This is a genomic window from Rhodococcus wratislaviensis, from assembly GCF_041228765.1.
Classification (GTDB): Bacteria; Actinomycetota; Actinomycetes; order Mycobacteriales; family Mycobacteriaceae; genus Rhodococcus_F; species Rhodococcus_F wratislaviensis.
The window spans coordinates 2147199-2168016 of record NZ_CP150488.1 but is presented as its reverse complement, the minus strand read 5'-3'; the positions used below and the strand labels follow the sequence as shown (position 1 = coordinate 2168016).

Below are 20818 nucleotides of genomic sequence, written 5' to 3'. Positions count from 1 at the left end.
AATTCCGATCGGCGCATCGCGCTCGTCTCCTGCGCTAGCGTGCAACTCATGCAGCCCCGGGTTGATCACTCGCGCGGGGCCGGCCGGAAAGTGTGGAGAGCAGGTGCGTGGTGTCCGGTACACCGAGAATCAGAAGTAGATCACCGGTCGCCGGTCTCGAGCGGGCGCGTCTGAGTTTCGTCCAGGTGCTGGGGCAGTCCGTTTCCGCGGTCGCACCTTCGGCCGTGATGGTCACGCTGCCTGCTCTCGTCATACCCGATGCGGGCCGGGCGACCATCGCGGTATTCGTCGCGGCGGCGATTCTGATGACGGCGGTCGGCTACTGCATCGGGCAGTTCGCCACCCGGATGGTGGCCGTCAGTGGTCTCTACAGCTACATCGTGAAGGGCCTCGGCCCGGTACCCGGTTTCGGCGGGGGCTGGTCGCTGCTCGTCGGCTACGCCGCCGCGGCCATGGCGAGCACGCTCGGTGCCGCGAGTTACCTCGCCGCGCTGCTCGGGCGAGTCGGGCTTCCGGCGGGGACGCCTCTCATCGCGGTCCTCGCGGCGATCGTCGGACTGCTCGCTCTTCTGCTCATGGTCCGGGGAGTGCAATTGTCGGCGCGGATCATGCTCGCCATCGAGGTCTTCGCCATCGTGGCGGCCTCCGCCGCGCTGGTGGTCGCATTCGTGCAATCGGTCCGCGAGGGCGCCACCCCGTCCGCGGGCGGCGCGAAATCGGGGTCCGCGGTCGGGTTCGCCGTATTGCTCGCGATCACGTCGTTCGTCGGATTCGAGAGCGCGGGCACGGTGGCGCGGGAAGCCCGCAACCCGTTCGTCGCCGTCCCGCGCGCGATCCGGTGGACCCCGATCGCCCTGGGGGTTCTGTACGTGTTCGCGGCCGCCCTGCAGTTGCCGGAGCCGGTGCGGCAGGGAGTCGACTCGCTGCCGATCGTCCTCACCTTGCCCGACACGTCGGGCGCCGGTTCGTCGGCGTTGTCGATCGTCATGGAACTCGGCATCACCGCCTCCTGGTTCGCGTGTGTCCTCGGATCGACGACGGCGTTGTCGCGCACCCTGTTCGCGATGGGCCGCGAAGGGGTGGTTCCGAGTGTGTTCGGCCGGACGCACCACCGGTTCCACACCCCGCACGTGGCGCTGACGGCCGCGATGCCGGTCGTCGTCGCGGTGCCCGTCGTCTATCTGTTCGTCAGCGGTTCGAGCCGCGACGTCCTGATCGGACTCCTCGCCGTGTCCGCGCACGGCTACGTCCTAGCGTACGTCCTGCTGTGCGTCGCGACGCCGGCGTTCCTTCGGCGGATCGGCGAACTGACTCGGCTTCCCCTGATCATCGGAGTGCTGACGGCGACGGCGATGGTCGCACTGGTCGGGTGGGCGGCGTTCTCCCGCACGTATGTCGCGGGCGCGGCGACGGCGGTCTACGTGCTCCTGATGATTGTCGGCGCCGCGGTCTTCGCGATCCGCGCCAGGAGATCCCCCGGAATCGGAGAACGGATGGGTGTGTACGACGAGGCCGTGGCCGAAGACCTGCTCGGCCGGTACCGACCGTGGGAGGTCCGCCGGTGAGTGCCGACGACAGAGCCCTGTCGGGGCGGCAGCCGAAGGCCGTCACCAGCGCGCTGCGGGTGCTCGAGGAGGTCGCCCGGGCCGGCTCGGGTGTCACAGCGAAAGACATCGCGACCCGCCTGTCGATGCCGTCGGCGACCACGTACCGACTGCTCAACATCCTCGTGGGCGAAGGCTATGTGGTGCGGCTCCCCGACCTGTCCGGGTTCGCGCTGGGCCAGAAGATCGGGATCCTCGTCGACGCCGCCGTCGTGCCCACAGTATGTGCGGCGGCGCGTGAGGTTCTCGCCGAACTGCGACTGTCGGTGCGCTTCGGGGTCCACCTGTTCTTCTACACCAACGTCGCCGTCCGCACGGCCGACGCCGACCCCGAATACCCGCCGCCGGAGGACGAGTCGTTCCTCAACCAGCACCTCTACGCGTGCGCCGTCGGCAAGCTCCTTCTCGCGGAGAAGTCGGAACTCGAATCCGTGCTTCCCCGGTGGGAGCCACGGGCGCTGACGGCCCGCACGATCGTCGCGAGGAGCGAACTGCTCGCGAATCTGGACCTGATCCGAAGCCAGGGCTTCGCCACCCAACTCGCGGAACTCCGGGACGCGTCGGCTTGCGTCGCCGTCCCCGTCCGGTCCGGAACGGGGGCCCTCGTCGGCAGTCTCGCACTGTCGGGACATGTCGATCACGAACACCTCATGCTGCGCCACGTCCCGTCACTGCGCGAGCACGCGGAACGGCTGGCCCCGCTGATGGCCTAGCGCTACGGCGTCTGCGACTGGCGGGCGAGCCGGCGGTCGTAGTCGGCCCGCCCGGCGGGGTCGACGGCAGTGAGCGCCCGCCGGTCGTCGATCAGACGGCGGCCGAGATCGAGGAGACGCTCGGGGACCACGGCGTCGATCAGATCCCATCCGGCGAGGTAGCGGGGCACGGCGGTTTCGGCGCGACGATGGTCGAGCGTTCGGACGATGGCGTCCGCCACGTCCTCGGGGTCGACGGTCGGCATCCCGCCGTCCAGCGGCACACCGGACGACAGCCCGGTGCGCACCGCGCTGGGAAGAATGGTGCTCACGCTGACTCCGGCGGGAGCGAACTCGGCCCGGACGGCGGCGGAGAGCCCCACCGCTCCGAACTTGCTGGCGTTGTAGACGGCCATCCCGGGCACGGGCAGTTTGCCAGCCATGGATGCGACGTTGACGATGTGACCACGCCCGCGCTCGATCATGCCGGGCAACACCGTTCGCATCCCGTGCAGCGGACCCCACACGTTGACGTTCATCGTCATCCGGCTGGTCGAGTCGGGTTCCTCGAGGAACCCACCGAGCGGCATGACGCCGGCGTTGTTGACCAGCACGTCGATGCGGTCGCAGTCCGCCAGCACCGCGTCGACGAACCGCCGCCACGACTCCGCGGACGCGACGTCCACCGTGTACGCGCGGGCGCCGATCGCGGCCGCGGCCTCGTCGGCGACCGCACGATCGAGGTCACCGATGCACACGGTCGCGCCCCTGGCCGCGAACAGTTCGGCGGTGGCGCGCCCGATGCCCCGTCCTCCTCCGGTCACGACGACGACAGCGTCGTCGAGGTCGATCACGGGATAGTTCCGACCGCTGAAGATGCCCCTATTTCGGAGACTAGCAGTATCCGAGTTACGTCGGTAGCCCGAATTCCCTCCTGGAGGTATCGCTCGACCAGCCGACGTCAGGCGCCGACGGCCACTCCGCGCGGTGCGGGAGTGAGGCTCGCGCCGCCGAGACCGAGGTGGTCACGCAGGGTGCTTCCGGTGTAGTCGGTGCGGAAGAGTCCACGCCGCTGCAGCTCGGGGACGACGAGGTCGACGAAGTCGTCGAACGTTCCCGGTGCCTGGGCCGCGGACAGGATGTACCCGTCCGCCTCCCCGCCGAGGAATCCTTCCTCGATCTGATCGGCGATCTGCGACGCCGTCCCGACGAACTGCGGCAGCAGCACACCCTGGGCGTAGAGCTTGCCGATGTCGCGCAACGTGAGGTCGTCCTCGACGCTGAGCCGGCGCGCGACGTCGAACAGTCCCTGGGTGCCCGGCACGACGACATCCTCGATCGGTGCGTCGAGGTCGTACTGCGAGAAGTCGTGATCGGTGTGCACCGACAGCGTGATCAGGCCGGAGACGGGGTCGGCGAGTTCGTTGTGGAACGCCTGCTTCTCCCGCGCGATCGACTCGGTCTCACCCACGAACGGCACGAAGGACGGGAAGATTTTGATGTCGTCGGGGTTTCGGCCGAAGTTCGATGCACGCGACTTCACGTCGTCGTAGTAGGCCTTACGGCCCTCACTGGTCGGGTCGATCTCGAAGATCGCCTCGGCCCAGCGGGCGGCGAAGTCCTTACCGACCGAGGAGGACCCGGCCTGGATGATCACGGGACGGCTCTGCGGTGAGTGCGGCACCGTCAACGGTCCGCGCGTCTTGAACCACTCGCCCTCGTGGTCGACGGTGCGCACCTTGTCGGGATCGGCGAACACACCCGACGCCTTGTCCTGCACCAGGGCGTCGCGATCCCAGCTGCCCCAGAGCTTGAATGCGACCTCGAGGAATTCCTGGGCGCGGTCGTACCGCTCGTCGTGACCGAGGTGGTTCTCGATGCCGAAGTTCTGGGCCTCCGCCTGATTGAGCGAGGTGACGACGTTCCAGCCCGCCCGGCCCCGGGACAGGTGGTCGAGGGTGGCGAAGATCCGCGCCACCTCGTACGGGTGGAAGTAGGTGGTGGACTTGGTGATCGCCAGACCGATCTTCTCGGTCACATTGGCCAGGCCCGCCGCCACCAGCGAGGGGTCGATGGTCGCCGACGCCTGCGTTCCGCTGCTCAGCGGAACACGGATGTCGTTACCGTACCGAACGGGTGTGGCGAGGAGATCGGCGAAGAACAGGAAGTCGAACTTTCCGCGTTCGAGTGTCTGCGCCACGCGCCGGTAGTAGTCGGGTCCGAGGTAGTCGGTCTCCGACGCCGGATGCCGCCACGCGGCGTGGGAGTGGGTGACGTGCGAGGCGATGAGGAAGCCGGCGAGGTGCAGTTCACGAGACATGGTGTGGCTCCTTGATCGGTCGGAAGTCTTAGTTCAGCCTTCAACAACGCGGCGATGGATGTCACCGATTGGACTCAGCGTGACGCGAAGTCCGCGACATTCGCAGACTCGCATGGAGCCGAGTCCGTCGAAGTCAGGTCGATATCCGGTGCACCGCAATATGATGAGTGATGACGAAAAACCCGCCGGTCCCCCACGATCCGGTCGTCCTCGAAGCGTTCCCGTGAGGTCGGCTCTGTCGGCGGTCCTCGCCGGGTGCGTAGTGGCGCTCGCGCTCCCGTGGTCGCATGTCGCCATGGCCGACGCCGCGCCCGATTCCGCCATCCGGTACGTCGCGTTGGGCGATTCGCGGGCCACCGGGTCGCCTCACGACCCGCTGTCGATTCGAGACGGGTGCTTCCGCACCTCCGACGCGTACCCGCAGATCGTCGCCGACACCCTGGGCGCGGCATCCTACGTCAGCCGGGCGTGCGCCGGGGCGAAGACCGAAAATATCACGGATACACCACAATTCACCATCACCGGGCCGCAGCCACCGCAGATCGGCGCACTCCAGCCGGACACGACGCTCGTCACCGTCAGCATCGGGGGAAACGACATCGCGTGGTCGTCGTTGGTGGAACCCTGCTACACGCTCGTCCCGGGACTCGACGCGAACTGTCGTTCCGACGCCACCACTGCCCGGCGCATGAACGACGCTCTCACCGTGCTCGGCCCGAAGGTGTCCGCCACCCTGGCTGCGATCACCGGGAAGTCCCCCGCCGCAACGGTGCTCGTGGTGGGGCACGGGGGCATCTTCGGCGACCGCGGTTGCTGGCCGTACATCCCCACGAGCGACGCCGACGCCGCCTTCGTCGTGCAATTCTTCGTGAGAATGAACAACGTTCTCGCCGACGCGGCACGCACGAACGGCGCCTACTTCGTCGACGTGGCCGCGGCCGCAGTAGGGCACGATGCGTGTGCCGGATCCGATCGACGGTGGTTCGAAGGCCTCGTCCCCCAATCGTTCACGATGCCCCTGCACCCCACCCACGAAGGACTGAGGGCGATGGCGTCGCTCGTCGTTGCCACCCGTCCATGATCCGCTTCGTGGAAACCGACTGGCGCCACGCCAGCCCAGGTCAGCACTGAGCTACTTGCCGACCCCCGGCTGGATATCCGACCCGGTGGCGCAGGCGTGAGGTCGTCCGGTATACCTTTGAAACGGGCCGTCCGGTTTGTTACTGGAAACCACCAGTAACCGATACCGACGCTCACACGAAGTACATCGATATCTGTTTCCCGACACGTGGATCTGTCCACGAGCCGGGAACGGAAGGACCGCAGTGCTGTTGGCAGAAACGTCACGAACACCGGCCCCCGTGGCCGCACCCGATGCCGAGGACTGGCGCGAGCTGGCCTCATGCCGCGGGGTCGCATCATCGGTGTTCTTCTCCCCCGACGGCGAGCGCGGTCATGCCCGCGCCCGTCGCGAAGCGAACGCCCAGCAGATCTGCCAGGACTGCCCTGTGCTCGCCCAGTGTCGCGACCACGCCCTGACAGAGGACGAACCGTACGGAATCTGGGGCGGGATGACCGAAGCCGACCGCCGACGGCACGCCCGCCGACTCCGTTCCGGCGAGCGCCGCTGATCAGTTCCGCCGAACAACTCGGTACCGGATCACCGTGCCTCCAGCTTGTCGATATCGGCGAGGACTTTCTTGTGCCACGCGATCTCGGTCTGGATGCGCATCTTGGCGTGGGCGACGATGAGATCGTCGGCGGTGCTCTGGTCGGGCCATCGGCGATCGAGCTGGTGATCGAACTGCAGCTCGCGTGCCGCGAGGACCGCGATGCGGTCTTCGACGTAGCCGCGAAGTACGTCTCGGTCCAGATCGGCACTGACGGCCAGGGCGAGGTCGACGGGGTCCGGTTTGAGTTCGAACTCGGTGAACGCCTCATCGCGGAGCGCTCGAAGTTCCCTGATTCCTTCCGCCGTGATCTCGTACACAGTTCTGGCGGGCAGCGCACCGTCCTGCTCTGTCCGCAACGGCCGGATCAGGCCCTCGTCTTCGAGCCGATGCAACGCACCGTAGAGCGACCCGGGCTTCACCTGTGACCACAGTTCGGCCCGATCCACACGCGCGTCGCGACGCAGTTGGTGACCGTGCATCGGTCCCCGCTTGGAGAGAGCGCCGAGGACGAACAGCCGCGTGGGATTCATGCCGTCAGTTCTACCCGAGTACTCACATTTGAGTACTCTCCTTCGCATGGCCATTCGACCAATACTCATTGCCGGAGACACCAGACTGACCACACCAGCGGTGACGGTCACCGCGTTCGACAGCGAACTCGCCGCCTTCGTCGACGACCTATACGAAACCAACACCGCAGCTCACGGCGCCGGCCTGGCGGCCAACCAAGTCGGAGACCCGAGGGCGATCTTCGTGTACGACCTGATCGACGACACCCGGCGACATCGAGGGCACGTCATCAACCCGACACTCGAGACTTCACCGCTGCCCGAGACCATGCCCGACCCCGACGACCTCGAAGGGTGCCTCTCCGTTCCGGGCGAGCGTTATCCGACGGGCCGAGCCGAATGGGCGCGAGTGGTCGGCGTGGACATCGCCAACAACCCGATCTCCGTGGAAGGCACCGGCTATCTTGCCCGGTGCCTGCAGCACGAAACCGATCACCTTGCCGGGCATCTCTATCTGGACCGGCTCGTCGGACGCAATCACCGCGCCGCCCGCAAGATGATCAAACGGCGTCAGTGGACCGACCCCGGCAATGCGTGGGTACCCGGAGCGGATCGTGATCCGTTCGGTTGGTGAGAGGCATGGCGCCGTAGATCCCGTGCGGAGTTCCCGGATACACCTCGAGCGTGCCGTCCTTCGCGCCCTGCTCGGTGTAGTAGATCTCGGTTCCATCGGACGTGGTGATGTACGGCATGACTGACGCTCCTCGGGTGTGGGGTGTTCGGCGACGGGTCGAAGTACTCGGGGTCAGGCCCGGCACGGCGGACGATGCGAGCGGACTCCTCGCGCTCGAAGCCCTCGAACGACGATGCGGCCAAGTCGAATACAGCGCCGAGCACCGCATCGCTCATCGCAGTGCCGGAATCGAGTTGGGTGTGTTTTCGAACTCGTTCTCGAACACGCTGTTCTCGTTGACGAGGGCACCGACGTCCGCGGCTAGAAACCATGTCCACCGAAGCCACCGAAGTGGCCGAAGTGCCCGAAACCTCCGAAGCCGCCGAACTCCCCATGGAAAGGCCCGACATCCTGCCGTCCGGGTCCGAAAGGCCCTGTCGTTCCCGGCCAGCCCCAGGGGAAACCCGAATCCGGAAGGTCCGTCACGGGACCCGCATCCGGCACGACGCGGGCGGCAGGAGTAGTCACTCCATCGGGTACCGTTGCGGCGGAAGCAGTTCCGGCACCGAGGGCGATAAGCGGTGCGATTGCGGCCACGGCGACCGCCGCGCGGATTGCGAACTTGTTCATTGTTCTCACCTTCATTTTCTTTCTGTGCTGCGCCGATTTGTGCGGAGCAGGTGATGGGTTGATGATCGAACGACCATTGATGTAAATCGTCGCGGAATCGGGGCCCGGCGTCGCCACTGCCAGCAGGAGCTTGCGGATGCAACCAGCCACAATCTCTCTCTTCCAGGTAGCTGCAATTCCATGATTGTTCGATGTGTGCATGCCGGCGTCACGGCGTGTCGAGCCGGGCGCCGATGACGTATTGTCGAAGTCGATCACCTCGACGGTGATCGGGCTTTTTTCTCACGGACGGGGAAGCTCGGGGTCGACGATGGCCGAATTCCATCCTCCGGCGACGCGGTCTGATCCGCTCGGGGCGATTGCGGTCGAGCTGGCCGCGGCCGGGTTCGATGACGCTCAGGAAGTCGGACGTGGCGGTTTCGGGGCGGTCTATCGCTGCCGGCAGCGCTCACTCGAGCGCACTGTGGCCGTCAAGGTGCTCACTGCCGCCGCACTCGACTCGGACAATCTCGACCGATTCCTCCGCGAACAGCACGCCATGGGCAAACTGTCCGGGCATCCCAATATCGTCAGCATCTTCCAGAGCGGCACCACCGAATCGGGGGTGCCCTACATCGTGATGCAGTACCACCCGCGGGACTCCCTCAACGCGCTGATCCGCGAGGCGGGTCCCCTGAGCTGGCAGGATTCGCTGCACATCGGGGTCAAGATTGCCGGGGCGCTCGAGACGGCGCACCGGCGGGCCACCCTCCACCGGGACATCAAACCCGCGAACATCCTGCTCACCGAATACGGGGAGCCTCAGCTGACCGACTTCGGTATCGCACGAATCGCGGGTGGCTTCGAGACCGCCACCGGCCTCATCTCCGGTTCCCCCGCGTTCACCGCGCCCGAGGTACTCCAGGGCGAGACGCCCACACCGGCCTCGGATCTCTACAGCCTCGGCGCCACGCTCCTGTGCGCGCTCAACGGGCACGCGGGCACCGAACGCCCCCGCACCGACCAGACGGCCACCCAGGTTCCCCAGACCACCGACGCGACGCCGCCCGATACGACGTTGTCCGACGTTCCCGCCGACGTCCGCTCCGCCATCAACCATGCGATGGCGGGCAACGTCGAGGATCGGCCCGCGACCGCCGCCGAGTTCGGGGAGGAATTGCGGCGGATTCAGCGCCGCCACGGCCTGACCGTCGACGACATGGCCGTGCCCACCGACAACGGCGACGACCACGCCCGCGAACACCCGCAGTCGGCGCGGGCACGGGCGAACTCCGACAGCAGCCCGGTGACGACACGGCTGCGCGTGATCCTGGCCGAGGACGACGTCCTGCTCCGCGAGGGTGTGGCGAGCCTGCTCACCCGCTCCGGCTTCGACGTCCTGGAACAGGCCGGCGACGCAACCACACTCCTCGAACTGGTCCGCTCGCGAGCCCCCGACCTGGTGATGGTCGATATCCGGATGCCCCCGACCCACACCACCGAAGGCCTCGACGCGGCCCGGGCGATCCGCGAGGAATTCCCCGCCGTCGGCATCCTGGTCCTGTCGGCGCACGCCGACGTCGAACACGCGATGGAGCTACTGGCCAGCGGCCGGGGCATCGGCTATCTGCTCAAGAGCCGCATCACCGACGTGGAGGATTTCATCGATACCCTCCAGCGCATCGCCGCGGGGGCCTCCGTCGTCGACCCCGCACTGGTTCAGGAGTTGGTCTCCGTCCGGCGGCGCAACGACCCGCTCGGCGCGCTCAGCGCGCGGGAGCGGGAGGTACTGGCCCTCATGGCGGAGGGACGTTCCAACTCCGGCATCGCCCGCCGACTGTGGGTCACCGAGGGCACCGTCGAGAAACACGTACGCAGCATCCTCACCAAACTGAACCTCCCGGAGACCGGAGACGATCACCGGCGAGTTCTCGCGGTCGTCACCTTCCTCGAGGCCCACTGACCGGAGTCACGGGTTTCCCCTCGGTTCCGTCACCGGCGCGGAGCAGATCCCGGATTGCGTCGGACGACAGCTCGGACTTCGACACGAAACCCACCGCGGGGCTCCCCGAGATCACCTCGGCCAGGTCCTGCTCGGCGTGCGTGGAAATCAGGATCACCGCCGACGGGAAAGCCTCGCCGTCGAGTCGCTCCGCGAGGTCGAATCCACTCTCTTCACCGAGTTCGACGTCGACCAGGATGACATCGGGTTGCAAATCCCCCGCCGCCAGGACCGCGTCGGCACTAGTGGACACCATGCCGACGACCGTGATGCCCTGCTGCTCGAGCAAACGCCGAGCAGTATCCGAAAAACCTGGGTTGTCATCGACGATCAGGCACCGTAGACGACCGAATTGCAACACCATGGCTTCCATGGTTGACCCCATACTCCCCGGTACGCATTCCCGCTAGCAGGAAGATACCGCGTCACGGGCGGCGCGTTCCCCGTCGGTCACCCGCCGTCGACCGGGATGGTGATGTCCAGCGTGGTCCCGTGACCGGGCGGACTCGTGATCTGCATGTGGCCGCCGAGTGCCTCGACACGGTCCTGCAATCCGATGAGCCCGGAGCCCGCACCGGACGAGGCACCGCCGACACCGTCGTCCCCGATCACCAGGTGCACAGTGCCGTCCGCCGCGCCCAGGGACACATCCACCTCCGAGGCGTGGGCGTGTTTGGCGACATTGGTGAGCGCCTCGGCGACCACATAGTAGGTGGCCACCTCGACCGATTCGGTGAACCGGCCATCCAGCGCCACATCGAGGGACACGGGGACTGCCGAACGGCGAGCCAGCGTCCGCACGGCCGATCCCAGCCCGCCCTTCGACAGGATTGCCGGATGGATCCCGTGCGAGAGTTCCCGCAGATCCTCCGACACCCCCGTGAGCCCCGAGGCGATCGCCGACAGCTGCTCCTTCACGTCCACCCACTCGGCCGGCACCGACGCCTCCGCCATCCGCACCTCCAGTCCCAGCGACACCAGCCGCTGCTGGGCCCCGTCGTGCAGGTCACGTTCCAGGCGACGGCGCGCCTCGTCGCCGGCTGCGACGATCCTGGCCCGCGAGGCGATCAATTCGGCGCGGGTCGCCGCATTGGCGATCGCGGTCGCGACCAGGTCGGCGAAGTCACCGAGGCGGGTTTCGGTGTCCGCGGGCAGCGGCTCGGTCTGCCGCGATCCGACGATCGCCGCGCCCCACACCCGTTTGTCCACGACGATCGGGACTCCCACGATCGATCCGAAGCCCTCGGCGCGAATGCGCGTCGCGACTGTCCCACCGACGTGTGCGTGGTTGTCGATCCTGGCACCTCGGCCGGTGCGTAATACGATCGCTCCGACGTCGTCGCCCGCCGTCGAAATCCGGTCACCGGTGACGGGCAGCAGAGTGACCCCGGGCTCATATCGGACGGCGACCAACGTCCCGGTGCCGTCCCCTTCGTAGCGAAGCAACGCGGCATTGACCACATGCAGCCAGAGCGCCAGTTCTTCGGCCACCGCCGTGAACACCTCCGACGGGCTCACCCCACGCGCCGCCAAAGTTGCCACCCGGCGCAGTGCGGCTTGGTGTTCGGCGAGGATCGCGAGCTCGTCCCGGCTCGCCTCCGCCTCCCGGCGGCGCAGAACCGCCTCCGCGGTGCGCAATCTGGCCTGCCCTGCCATGAGATTTGCGACCAGCGCGACGGGCAGGAAGACCACGACGGCCACCCAGTCGCCGGGTTTGGCCGGAAGCAGGGTCCCCTCCACCTGGAGGTGAAAATAGACATAGACGATGGCGCTCACCAAAGTCGTCATCACCGACAGCGCGAATCCCCACCGAGCCGAGACCACCAGAACCCCGAGCAGGAACACGGCGCCGAATGCGTTCTGCGGCGCGACCTTGTTCAGCTGGTGCACCACAACGGTTTCCACCGCAATCACGGTGGCGGCGACCACGATCCCCAACCACAACGGCGGGGTGGTCGGACGCACCAGGAGCGATATCAGACGCGCAGGCATCCGGTGCGCGTCCGCATCGAAAGCACCCCACGGGGACGCTGCGCCGCGCCGGGACAGCGCTCCGATTGACCGCCGTGACCACTGTCGCGTCATCGTGCATGCTCGGATCAGTCGTGGAGTTCTCGGACAGACCTCGTGAGCATCATATCGAGGTGCCGGTCCGGTCTCATCCGATCGAGCTCCCGTCACCCGGCTGACACCCGCCGATGTCGCTACGCTGGGCACAGGCCGATGCAGTAGACCTTGGGAGGAAGCGGTGGTAGCCGTACAGATACAGGTAGGTGATCTGGTGCAGGCGTCCGGTCACGCCGGTCCCTGGCTGGTGGTCGAGCTCAGCAAGGGCATGGCGTCGCTGCAGCATCCCGACGGCCATCGACTCTCGGTCCGGACAACGGCCCTGTCCGTGGTGCACAAGGCGACGAGCCCCGCAGGCGAGGTCGAACCGGCCGACCGCGAACAGCCGGGAGAGGCCCCCACCCTCTTCGACTAGTCGTCGATCGTGGTGACGATCGATGTGGCGGCCGGTGCGCGCGGGGTCGAGCCGAACCCGAATCGGACGGGCGGATCCACGGGCCGCAACGGGCCGAGATCCCGGCCCCGCCAGGAGCCGGACATTCCCACCAGCCGCCGCTGATCGACGGCGCCGTAGTACTCGCGACGTCCGTTGCCCGCGGTGCCACGGGTGCGCACACCGTGGAGGGCGACACGGGCGATCGGGTCGCTGACCACACAGAACCACGGCGCACTCGCGACACCCCGCGGGATCAGGTGCAGCAGGCGTCCGAGTGCGGTGCGGGCGCCGACCTCGAAACTCACGTCGAGGTCGCCGGCCTCGACGGTCCGGCTGCCACCGGACCGCGAGCATCGGACAGGCGTGATCACGGTCTCGTCGAAGACGTACGTCGCGGTCACGAAGTCGCGGACCGCGGCCGACGGGGCGAGCAGTACCCGGTGACCGTCGGCGAGTTCGACCATGACATCGGTGAACTCACCGAGCGGCGATCGCGACCAATGTCCGACGACGATGCGCACGCCCGCGCCGGTGCCCAGGCCCGTGATCTCCCCCTCGAACCGCCATCTGGTCATCCGGCCAGCGTATGCGCGGTCACTCCGTCAGGTGCCGGTACGCGGCGGTGCTCCGGTCCGACAGCACGGTGCGGAGGATGAATCGTGTTTGCGCCGTGATGTATTGGTCCACCGTGTAGCGGGTCGCGAAATGCCAGTGCTTGAGCGCCCACCCGTGCGCGAGCATCATCATGTCGAAGGTCGTCAGGTCGACGTCGAGATCGCTCGCGATGCCCGCGGCGATCGCGGCGTCGAGGGCGTCGTGGAGCGGCTTGGACGTCGCGACCTCGAGTTCCTTGATTCGCTCACGCCCGTCCTGGTCGAGTGTCCGACTCTCCCGGTACGTCAGCACGACGGCATCCAAATTCTCGTCGACGATCTCGACATAGCGCCGGAACCCGGCCACGAGCCGCTCGACGGGGTCGTTTCCCGCTGCGTCCATCGCGGGCTCGAGCTGATCGCGGAATGCGTCGAGGATGTCGACGATCGTGGCGAGGAGGATGTCTTCCTTGCCGCCGAAGTACTTGTAGATCAGCCCGACACTCACCTCGGCCTCGTCGGCGAGCGCCTGCATGGACATCTGGTGGAAGCCGGTCCGCTGCATCACAGTGACGGCGGCGTCGAGCACCTGACGTCGCCTCGAGCTGACGCGGACGGCGCGGACGGCTTCCTCGAGTGGAAGGGCGGACGTGTCCTTCGCCATGACAGATGACCTCTCCTTGCTGGCAGAACCTGCGGTGAATGAGTATTCACAGTATCCCGCGCGGGGCCGGAACTGCAGTCCGGCCCGCGTCAGATACCGAGATCCTTCGCGACGATGGTCTTCATGACCTCGGTGGTACCGCCGTAGATCGTCTGGATCCGAGCGTCCACGAACGCGCGCGCCACCGCGTATTCACGCATGTATCCGTACCCGCCGTGCAACTGCAGGCACCGGTCGGCGACGCGAACCTGCAGTTCGGTGGTCCACCACTTGAGCCGTGCCGCACGGGCCGGGGTCAGCTCGCCGCGGACGTGCTGCCGGATGCAGTCGTCGAGATAGGTCCGGGCCAGATCGAGTTCCGTGGCCAGTTCCGCGAGAACGAACTGGGTGTTCTGGAAACCGGCGATCGGACTTCCGAAGGCGCTGCGTTCCTTCACGTACTCCAGCGTCTGCTCGAGCACACCCTCGGCGGCCGAGACCGCGCCGACGGACAACGAGAGGCGCTCCTGCGGCAGATTGTGGACGAGCTGATAGAAACCCTGCCCCTCCTCGCCGAGGAGGTTGGCCACCGGGACGCGCATGTCGGTGAACGTCAGCTCGCTCGTGTCCTGGGCGTGCAGCCCGATCTTCTCCAGGTTTCGGCCACGGGAGAATCCCGGTGTGTCGGACTCGACGACGAGCAGGGACAATCCCTTGTGCTTGTCTGCCGACGTACGCACGGCGACGACGAAGAGCGTGCCGTTCTGGCCGTTGGAGATGAACGTCTTGCTGCCGTTCACCACGTAGTGGTCGCCGTCGCGCACTGCCGTGGTGCGGATGCCGGTGAGGTCGCTCCCGGTGCCCGGTTCCGTCATCGCGATGCCGAGAATCGTCTCACCGGTGACGGTTCCGGGAAGCCAGCGTGCCTTCTGCTCCTCGGTCGTCATGTCCGTGAGGTAGGGCAGCACGACGTCGTTCTGCAGAGAGAATGCGATGCCCGCGGCGGCGGCGCCCGCCCGATTGACCTCGTCGACGACGATCGCGTTGTAGCGGAAGTCCTCGACGCCGGGGCCGCCGTAGGCTTCGGGAACCGGGAAGCCGAGCAGCCCCTGCTTACCCGCGTCCGTGAACAGTGCGGGGTCCAGGCAGCTTTCGCTCTCCCACTGCTCGTGCCGCGGGACGATCCGCTCGCGCACGAAGCTGCGGACACTGTCTCGGAACTGGTGGTGCTCGGACTCGAATTCGATGGTCATGACGGTGTCCTTTACGAGCTGATGGTGCGGGATCCGCGGGCACTCGGAACGACGAACGCCCCGCTCTCGAACTCCCGGCGCGCGGTGTCGGTGGCCTTGTAGTGCAACTTCTTTCCCGTCGCCGACACGGGGAGTGACTCCACGAAACGGTAGGCCCGGGGGCGCTTGAACTGCGACAGCATCGGGTGTCTGCGGCAGAAGTCGTCCAGATCGTCCGCGGACGGGACCGGTGCGGTGGTGACGACGTACGCGACGACGATCTGCCCCCACTTGTCGTCGGGAACCCCGACCACCAGCGAATCCGTGACCGACGGGTGCCCGCCCAATGCTTCCTCGATCTGCACCGGGTGCACGTTCTCGCCGCCGGACAGGAGCATGTCGTCCTTGCGGCCGACGATCGTCACGAACTCCTTGTCGTCCCAGGTGGCCAGGTCGCCGATGTGGAGCCAGCCGTTCCGGAACTTCCGTTTCTCCTGCTCCGGGGCATCGAAATAGGCGTTGGCGCCTTTCGGTGAGCGGACGATGACCTCACCGATCTCGGTTCCGTCCTTGGCGACCGTCTCGTGCGCGTCGGCGAGGCGGTCGTCGAACAGCCTGACCACGGCGACGTCGTCGTCGATGCAGGCCCGCCCGGCGGTCCCGGCCATCTCCGGCAGATCGGTCGGCCGGAGGAACGTATTCCAGAATCCTTCGGTGCTGCCGTACCCGTTGAAGATGCGGGGATTCAGCACCTTCTGGTAGTGCAGTGCCGCCTGCCGATCGAGGGGCGCGCCCATCGTCACGATGCCGTTGAGGGTGGACAGGTCACGGGGCTTCTCCTCCTGTGCGCGAGCGAGCATCGCCAGGTTGGTCGGGGCACCGATCAGGAACGTCAGCCCGAATTCCTCGACGTGGTCGAGGGTGACCTCGGCGTCGAAGCTGCGCTGCGCCACCAGCGAGGCGCCGAGATAGAACGTGGGATTCGGTCCGGCGCAGTACAGTCCGCCGCGGTGGAACCACGGCGTCATGTTCAGGGTCTTGTCTTCCGCGGTCAGCGGAAGGTGCATGATCACGTCGTGGGCGCTGAAGATCTCGATCATGCTGTTCAGCGGAACACCTTTGGGCATGCCGGTGGTTCCGGACGTGAACAGCCGGGTGGTCTCGTCCCACACCGTGCGCGTCACCTCCGGCGGCGACGCCGACTCGGCCACGAGTTCGTCGAACCGGATCACCTCGAAGCCATTGCTCGGCAGCGGTTCTCCCGGCCCGACGGCGACGACGAGGGCGGGCTTGTACGTGGAACGTGCCAACGCGTCCCGCACCATGTCACTGATCTCGGTGTCGTAGACGAACACCGTGGGGCGGTTCGCGTCGAGGATGACCGCCGTCTCCCCGGACGCGAGCCGGAAGTTCATCGGCGAGCCGACCGCACCGCAGGCCTGCCCGGCGAGGTACAGCTGGGCGAACTCGGGACCATTGAACAACTGGTAGGCGACGACGTCGCCCGGTGCGACTCCGGCGCGGGCAAGCCCGGTGGCGAGCCGGTCGACGCGATCGCCGAGTTCGGCGTACGTCCAGCTCTCGCCGGTCGACGGGGACTGCATCGCGAGTCGATCGGCGTACCGGTGGGTGTTGCGCCGGAAGCCGTTCAGATAGGTGAAATCGTGCTCGAAGTACTGACGATAGGCGTGGGCATCGTATGTGTACATCATGATGAGTCCTCCGTCCGGTGCCGGTCAGCCGGCCATGGTGAGGCCACCGCTGACGCTGATCACCTGGCCCGTGATGAACGATGCGGATTCGGACGCGAAGAACAGGACCGGCGCCGCCACTTCCTCCGGGCGCGCGAGCCGCCGGAACGGAATGGCCTTCACGAGAGCCTCTTTGAGCTTCTCGGCCTGCGCCTGGAACAGCGGAGTGTCGGTCGGGCCGGGGCACACGCAATTGACGTTGATCCGGTACCGGGCCATCTCCCGGGCGAGCGACTTCGACAGCGCGATCACGCCGCCCTTCGCACCGGCGTAGATGCTCTCCCCCGCACTGCCGACACGGCCGGCATCGCTCGCGAGGTTGACGACGCGCCCGCCGTTCCCCGCCTCCACCATGCCGGGGAGGAACGCACTGCACATGTGCACCGGCCCGAGGTAGTTGATGGCGACGACCTTCTCGGCGAATTCTGTAGTGGCGTTGAGGAACTGGTCGGTGCGGTCCCATCCCGCCGCGTTGACGAGAACGTTCGCGACGCCGACCTCGGCGGTCACCCGGTCGCGCAGGGCGTCGACCTGCGCCCGGTCGGCGACGTCGACGGTCATCGGAAAGAGCCGGTCGGGCCGTTCGGCTGCCGTCTTCTCCGCGGCCTGCAGGTCGAGGTCGGCGACGACCACCGTGTCGCCCTGCTCGGCGAGGGCGAGGGCGATGGCGCGGCCGATGCCGGATCCTGCGCCGGTGACCACTGCGATGGTGTTGCTCATGGTTTTTCCCACTTTCCGTGCTGTCGGACTCAGGCGTTCACGTATTTGCTGAAATCGGGCTTGCGCTTCTCCGCGAACGCCGCCGCCCCCTCGAGACCCTCGGGTGAGTGCGTGAACAGGTCCAGCGCCGACATCGCGAGGTTGCTCAGTCCGGCCTGGTGATCGGTGTCGGCGTTGAACGACTGCTTCAGGAATCGCAATGTGGTGGGGCTCTTCTCGGCGATCTCGGCGGCGACGGCCTTGGCCTCGTCGAGCAGTCGGTCGGCGGGGACCACCCAGTTGACCAGGCCCCAGCGTTCGGCGGTGACCGCGTCGTACTGGCGGCAGAGGTACCAGATCTCCCGGGCGCGCTTCTCGCCGACCACTCGGGCCAGGAACGCGGATCCGAAGCCCGCGTCGAAGGAGCCGACTCGGGGACCCGCCTGGCCGAACTTCGCGGTCTCGGACGCGATGGTGAGGTCGCAGAGAACGTGGAGGACGTGGCCGCCGCCGACCGCGATGCCGTTCACGGCGGCAATGACAGGCTTGGGGACGTCGCGGATCAGCTTGTGCAGGTTGCCGATCTCGAACATTCCACTCTCGGTCGGGCCGTAGTCGCCCGTCTCGGCGCGCTGCTTGACGTCGCCGCCGGTGCAGAACGCCTTTTCCCCCGCACCGGTGAGGATGATCGCCTGCACCGCGTCGTCGGCCCACGCCGAGCGGAAGGCCTTGATCAGCTCCTCGACGGTCTTGCCGCGAAAGGCGTTGTAGCGCGCGGGACGGTTGATCGTCACGACCGCAGCCGGGCCGTCGACCTCGTAGGTGATGTCTTCGTAATCGGTCACGGTAATTCCTCTCTCTGGAGTCTGCAATGAGGGTGTGTTCAAGAATTATGAACAGTGATTCTATGGGAATGAACGTATATTCACATTGGAGGTTGTGTCAAGGGTCACTCGGCGCCCGGTGGCGCTAGAGGAAGGCGCTGACCCCGGTCTCCGCCCGGCCGATCAGCAGCTTCTGAATCTGGCTCGTGCCCTCGTACAGCGTCATCACACGCGCGTCGCGCATGTACTTCGCGACGGGATATTCGTCGACGTACCCGTAGCCACCGAAGATCTGTATTGCATTGTTGGCGGCGCGAACCGCGGCCTCACTGCAGAAGTACTTCGCCTTCGACGCGGCCGTCCCGAAGGGTTCACCGCGCTCGATCAGGTCGGCCGCCCGCCAGGTGAGCAACCTCCCGGCGTCGGCGTCGACCGACATGTCGGCGATCAGGTCCTGCACGAGTTGGAACGAGGCGAGCGGACGGTCGAACTGCGTGCGCTCGCGGGAGTAGTCGACGGCGGCCTCGAGGCAGCCCTGGATGATTCCGACGCAACCCGCACCCACCGAGACGCGCCCCTTGTCCAGTGAGTGCATCGCGATGGAGAAACCCTGCCCCTCGGATCCGAGCAGGCAACCCGCCGGTACGCGCACGTCCGTGAAGGACAATTCGGCCGTCGCCTGCCCGCGCAATCCGAGCTTCCCGTGGATCTCGCGCGATTCGAATCCCGGAGTGTCCGTCGGAACGAGAAAGGCCGAAACCCCCTTGGGCCCCGGACCTCCGGTGCGCGCGAACACCAGGCACAACTTCGCCCACGTGCCGTTGGTGATGAAGATCTTGGAACCGTTGATGACGTAGTCGTCGCCGCTGCGTACCGCCTTGGTCTTCAGGTTGCCGGGGTCGGAACCGTTGTCGGGCTCGGTGAGCCCGAAACAGGCGAGCGCCTCGCCGGACGCGATGCGGGGAAGCCATTCGTGCTTCTGGTCCTCGGTGCCGTGCGACAGGATCACCTTGCCCACGAGCCCCATCGACACCGACACGATGCCCCGGACCGCGGAGTCCGCCCGGCCGAGTTCCTCCATGCCGAGGCAGTACGTGACGTAGTCGCCGCCGAGCCCGCCGTACTCCTCCGGAATCGTCATGCCGAAGAAGCCGATGTCGGCCAGTTTCTCGACGATCGCGGTGTCCACCGATTCGGCACGGTCCCACGCGGCGCGGTGCGGGACGACCTCCTTGTTCAAGAAGTCGCGGGCCAGCTGCCGGAACTCCTTCTGCTCCTCGGTCAGTGCCAGGTCCATGGATGCTCCTCGATGCCGTGATGAACGCACGATCACAATTTGTGAGTGAGTACTCACTTTGAGTGAAGCTATATTCACACCGGGGTGCCGTCAACCCCGGGCACTGGCCCGGTTCCGCATCGGCTGAGTAGGCTCGACTCATGCCGGTCACCTGGTCGGACGAGGTAGATGACGTCATCGGCGGCGATCTGACCTGCGGGTTCGCGTATATCACGCCCGCAGGCGGGGCCGTGGTGACGGCGGTGGCGCCCCTCGGGCTGCGCGACCGCGAGCGGGGGACAGTCGGCTTCACCACCTCGCTGGGGTTCGGCCGCAAGCTCGATCGCATCAAGGGTGAACCCCGGGTGGCGCTCGCCTACCACGCCCGCGAGCACGGGATCGGCGACTCCACCAATCAGCGCTATGTGCTCGTGCAGGGAGACGCGACGTTCGATCCCACCCCCGACCCGGAACTGCTCGACGAGATCGGCCGACGCTCGGTCCCCTACGCGGGCGAGCCACGCCGAGGCGTGTTCTGGGACCGGTGGCTCAGCGCGTACTACTCCGACCGGGTACCGGTGACGGTCACGGTGACACGTGTCATCGCCTGGCCCGACCTGCACCTGACCGGCCCGCCCGAGGTGTTCGGCGCACCGTTACCCGCGGTGGACGCGGAACCCCAGACCCCGCCGAAGAAGGGCACCGGCCCCCGCGTGGATGCGGCCAAGACCGGGGAGCGCGCGGCGAAGCTGTCGCACCGGCTGCTCGCCTACCGTCAGGCGGACGGATATCCGGCCGTCGTACCGGTCGACGTGAGTTCTGCGAGCAGCGAGGGCGTGCGCCTGACGGTGCCCGCAGGAGTGCCGCAGGGCGGCCGCCGCGCAGGGCTGCTCGCCCACGCCTACCGCGCCCAGCTCGTCGGACTCGAGTCGCATCAGAACTCCGGCTGGATCGAGGTCACGGGCACCGAGGCGCTGTACGCACCCCATACCCAGACCGGGTTCGCGGCGCCGCCGAACAAGACCCTCCTGCTCCTCGCCAACGGTTTTCTGGCCCGGCGGGGGTTGGCGAAGGCCCGCAAGGAGGGCCGGACCCAGGCCACCGGCGCCTGATTCGGACGTCATACGTGGTTCACCGCCGACGCGTCCGTCGCTGTATTCTCGCCTCAACCGAACCTTCGGTCGGCTCCGTGTATGTCGGCGCACCGATGCGGTG

General features: G+C 67.0%; 21 protein-coding genes. 8 read left to right on the top strand and 13 right to left on the bottom strand.

What is annotated here, in order from left to right; genetic code table 11:
* Positions 1 to 110 precede the first annotated feature (110 nt).
* Positions 111 to 1565: an APC family permease gene (locus WKC72_RS09760; RefSeq protein WP_174233820.1), complete on the top strand. Its 1455-nt coding sequence runs from the start codon at positions 111 to 113 to the stop codon at positions 1563 to 1565.
* On the top strand, positions 1562 to 2317 hold the full coding sequence (locus tag WKC72_RS09755) for an IclR family transcriptional regulator (protein WP_112300388.1): 756 nt from the start codon (positions 1562 to 1564) through the stop codon (positions 2315 to 2317). Before WKC72_RS09760 ends, WKC72_RS09755 begins: the two co-directional genes overlap by 4 nt.
* A gap of 2 nt (positions 2318 to 2319) precedes the next feature.
* Here WKC72_RS09755 and WKC72_RS09750 read toward each other — a convergent pair whose 3' ends face one another.
* Together WKC72_RS09750 and WKC72_RS09745 are read right to left on the bottom strand one after the other, a co-directional pair.
* A complete protein-coding gene (locus WKC72_RS09750; protein ID WP_235214665.1) occupies positions 2320 to 3150 on the bottom strand; it encodes an SDR family oxidoreductase in 831 nt (276 codons plus the stop codon).
* Between the two features lie 107 nt (positions 3151 to 3257).
* Complete coding sequence (locus WKC72_RS09745) at positions 3258 to 4616, bottom strand: LLM class flavin-dependent oxidoreductase (RefSeq protein WP_112300159.1); 1359 nt, start codon at positions 4614 to 4616, stop codon at positions 3258 to 3260.
* 223 nt (positions 4617 to 4839) lie between these two features.
* Between WKC72_RS09745 and WKC72_RS09740 the strand changes: the two genes are divergently transcribed.
* Together WKC72_RS09740 and WKC72_RS09735 are read left to right on the top strand one after the other, a co-directional pair.
* The gene (locus WKC72_RS09740) at positions 4840 to 5697 is read left to right on the top strand and encodes an SGNH/GDSL hydrolase family protein (protein ID WP_037226135.1); all 858 of its coding nucleotides are present in this window, start codon (positions 4840 to 4842) and stop codon (positions 5695 to 5697) included.
* A gap of 244 nt (positions 5698 to 5941) precedes the next feature.
* A complete protein-coding gene (locus WKC72_RS09735) occupies positions 5942 to 6247 on the top strand; it encodes a WhiB family transcriptional regulator (RefSeq protein WP_037226136.1) in 306 nt (101 codons plus the stop codon).
* Positions 6248 to 6276: 29 nt separating this feature from the next.
* Here the strand turns inward: WKC72_RS09735 and WKC72_RS09730 are convergent, their stop codons facing one another.
* Positions 6277 to 6819, bottom strand: coding sequence for a PadR family transcriptional regulator (locus tag WKC72_RS09730; RefSeq protein WP_268789462.1), 543 nt, complete (start codon positions 6817 to 6819; stop codon positions 6277 to 6279).
* Positions 6820 to 6865: 46 nt separating this feature from the next.
* Between WKC72_RS09730 and WKC72_RS09725 the strand changes: the two genes are divergently transcribed.
* Complete coding sequence (locus WKC72_RS09725; protein WP_037226140.1) at positions 6866 to 7432, top strand: peptide deformylase; 567 nt, start codon at positions 6866 to 6868, stop codon at positions 7430 to 7432.
* A 360-nt stretch (positions 7433 to 7792) separates the two neighbouring features.
* Here WKC72_RS09725 and WKC72_RS09720 read toward each other — a convergent pair whose 3' ends face one another.
* The gene (locus WKC72_RS09720) at positions 7793 to 8359 is read right to left on the bottom strand and encodes a hypothetical protein (RefSeq protein WP_370182414.1); all 567 of its coding nucleotides are present in this window, start codon (positions 8357 to 8359) and stop codon (positions 7793 to 7795) included.
* A 52-nt stretch (positions 8360 to 8411) separates the two neighbouring features.
* Between WKC72_RS09720 and WKC72_RS09715 the strand changes: the two genes are divergently transcribed.
* The gene (locus WKC72_RS09715) at positions 8412 to 10043 is read left to right on the top strand and encodes a protein kinase (RefSeq protein ID WP_370182413.1); all 1632 of its coding nucleotides are present in this window, start codon (positions 8412 to 8414) and stop codon (positions 10041 to 10043) included.
* On the opposite strand, the gene WKC72_RS09710 is transcribed toward WKC72_RS09715, so the two are convergent.
* Positions 10021 to 10455, bottom strand: coding sequence for a LytR/AlgR family response regulator transcription factor (locus tag WKC72_RS09710; protein WP_370182412.1), 435 nt, complete (start codon positions 10453 to 10455; stop codon positions 10021 to 10023). The two genes, WKC72_RS09715 and WKC72_RS09710, sit on opposite strands and share 23 nt — an antisense overlap.
* 77 nt (positions 10456 to 10532) lie before the next feature.
* Positions 10533 to 12074 carry a DUF4118 domain-containing protein gene (locus WKC72_RS09705; RefSeq protein WP_037226148.1) on the bottom strand — a complete coding sequence of 514 codons (1542 nt, stop codon included), beginning with the start codon at positions 12072 to 12074 and terminating at the stop codon, positions 10533 to 10535.
* A 256-nt stretch (positions 12075 to 12330) separates the two neighbouring features.
* On the opposite strand from WKC72_RS09705, the gene WKC72_RS09700 reads away from it, so the two are divergent.
* Positions 12331 to 12564: a hypothetical protein gene (locus WKC72_RS09700; protein WP_005250954.1), complete on the top strand. Its 234-nt coding sequence runs from the start codon at positions 12331 to 12333 to the stop codon at positions 12562 to 12564.
* On the opposite strand, the gene WKC72_RS09695 is transcribed toward WKC72_RS09700, so the two are convergent.
* The 7 genes from WKC72_RS09695 to WKC72_RS09665 form a co-directional block, all read right to left on the bottom strand.
* The gene (locus WKC72_RS09695) at positions 12561 to 13160 is read right to left on the bottom strand and encodes a hypothetical protein (protein WP_037226150.1); all 600 of its coding nucleotides are present in this window, start codon (positions 13158 to 13160) and stop codon (positions 12561 to 12563) included. The genes WKC72_RS09700 and WKC72_RS09695 overlap by 4 nt on opposite strands.
* 19 nt (positions 13161 to 13179) lie before the next feature.
* On the bottom strand, positions 13180 to 13842 hold the full coding sequence (locus tag WKC72_RS09690; protein WP_370182411.1) for a TetR/AcrR family transcriptional regulator: 663 nt from the start codon (positions 13840 to 13842) through the stop codon (positions 13180 to 13182).
* Positions 13843 to 13931: 89 nt separating this feature from the next.
* Complete coding sequence (locus tag WKC72_RS09685; RefSeq protein ID WP_370182410.1) at positions 13932 to 15074, bottom strand: acyl-CoA dehydrogenase family protein; 1143 nt, start codon at positions 15072 to 15074, stop codon at positions 13932 to 13934.
* A gap of 11 nt (positions 15075 to 15085) precedes the next feature.
* Positions 15086 to 16765 carry a class I adenylate-forming enzyme family protein gene (locus tag WKC72_RS09680; protein ID WP_370182409.1) on the bottom strand — a complete coding sequence of 560 codons (1680 nt, stop codon included), beginning with the start codon at positions 16763 to 16765 and terminating at the stop codon, positions 15086 to 15088.
* A gap of 24 nt (positions 16766 to 16789) precedes the next feature.
* Complete coding sequence (locus WKC72_RS09675; protein WP_037226161.1) at positions 16790 to 17524, bottom strand: SDR family NAD(P)-dependent oxidoreductase; 735 nt, start codon at positions 17522 to 17524, stop codon at positions 16790 to 16792.
* Positions 17525 to 17553: 29 nt separating this feature from the next.
* Positions 17554 to 18348, bottom strand: coding sequence for an enoyl-CoA hydratase-related protein (locus tag WKC72_RS09670; RefSeq protein WP_037226164.1), 795 nt, complete (start codon positions 18346 to 18348; stop codon positions 17554 to 17556).
* 124 nt (positions 18349 to 18472) lie between these two features.
* Positions 18473 to 19624 (bottom strand): acyl-CoA dehydrogenase family protein, encoded by a 1152-nt coding sequence (locus tag WKC72_RS09665; RefSeq protein WP_370182408.1) that lies wholly within the window; start codon positions 19622 to 19624, stop codon positions 18473 to 18475.
* Between the two features lie 140 nt (positions 19625 to 19764).
* Here WKC72_RS09665 and WKC72_RS09660 point away from each other — a divergent pair, with 140 nt between their 5' ends.
* Positions 19765 to 20715, top strand: a complete 951-nt coding sequence (locus tag WKC72_RS09660) for a hypothetical protein (RefSeq protein WP_370182407.1) — start codon at positions 19765 to 19767, stop codon at positions 20713 to 20715.
* Positions 20716 to 20818 lie beyond the last annotated feature (103 nt).

Excerpts from the sequence above, each read along its gene's own strand:
- WKC72_RS09745 (WP_112300159.1), bottom strand. The coding sequence starts at position 4,616 with ATGTCTCGTGAACTGCACCTCGCCGGCTTCCTCATCGCCTCGCACGTC.
- WKC72_RS09730 (WP_268789462.1), bottom strand. The coding sequence starts at position 6,819 with ATGAATCCCACGCGGCTGTTCGTCCTCGGCGCTCTCTCCAAGCGGGGA.
- WKC72_RS09725 (WP_037226140.1), top strand. The coding sequence starts at position 6,866 with ATGGCCATTCGACCAATACTCATTGCCGGAGACACCAGACTGACCACA.
- WKC72_RS09715 (WP_370182413.1), top strand. The coding sequence starts at position 8,412 with ATGGCCGAATTCCATCCTCCGGCGACGCGGTCTGATCCGCTCGGGGCG.
- WKC72_RS09710 (WP_370182412.1), bottom strand. The coding sequence starts at position 10,455 with ATGGAAGCCATGGTGTTGCAATTCGGTCGTCTACGGTGCCTGATCGTC.
- WKC72_RS09705 (WP_037226148.1), bottom strand. The coding sequence starts at position 12,074 with ATGCCTGCGCGTCTGATATCGCTCCTGGTGCGTCCGACCACCCCGCCG.
- WKC72_RS09695 (WP_037226150.1), bottom strand. The coding sequence starts at position 13,160 with ATGACCAGATGGCGGTTCGAGGGGGAGATCACGGGCCTGGGCACCGGC.
- WKC72_RS09690 (WP_370182411.1), bottom strand. The coding sequence starts at position 13,842 with ATGGCGAAGGACACGTCCGCCCTTCCACTCGAGGAAGCCGTCCGCGCC.
- WKC72_RS09685 (WP_370182410.1), bottom strand. The coding sequence starts at position 15,074 with ATGACCATCGAATTCGAGTCCGAGCACCACCAGTTCCGAGACAGTGTC.
- WKC72_RS09680 (WP_370182409.1), bottom strand. The coding sequence starts at position 16,765 with ATGATGTACACATACGATGCCCACGCCTATCGTCAGTACTTCGAGCAC.
- WKC72_RS09675 (WP_037226161.1), bottom strand. The coding sequence starts at position 17,524 with ATGAGCAACACCATCGCAGTGGTCACCGGCGCAGGATCCGGCATCGGC.
- WKC72_RS09665 (WP_370182408.1), bottom strand. The coding sequence starts at position 19,624 with ATGGACCTGGCACTGACCGAGGAGCAGAAGGAGTTCCGGCAGCTGGCC.
- WKC72_RS09660 (WP_370182407.1), top strand. The coding sequence starts at position 19,765 with ATGCCGGTCACCTGGTCGGACGAGGTAGATGACGTCATCGGCGGCGAT.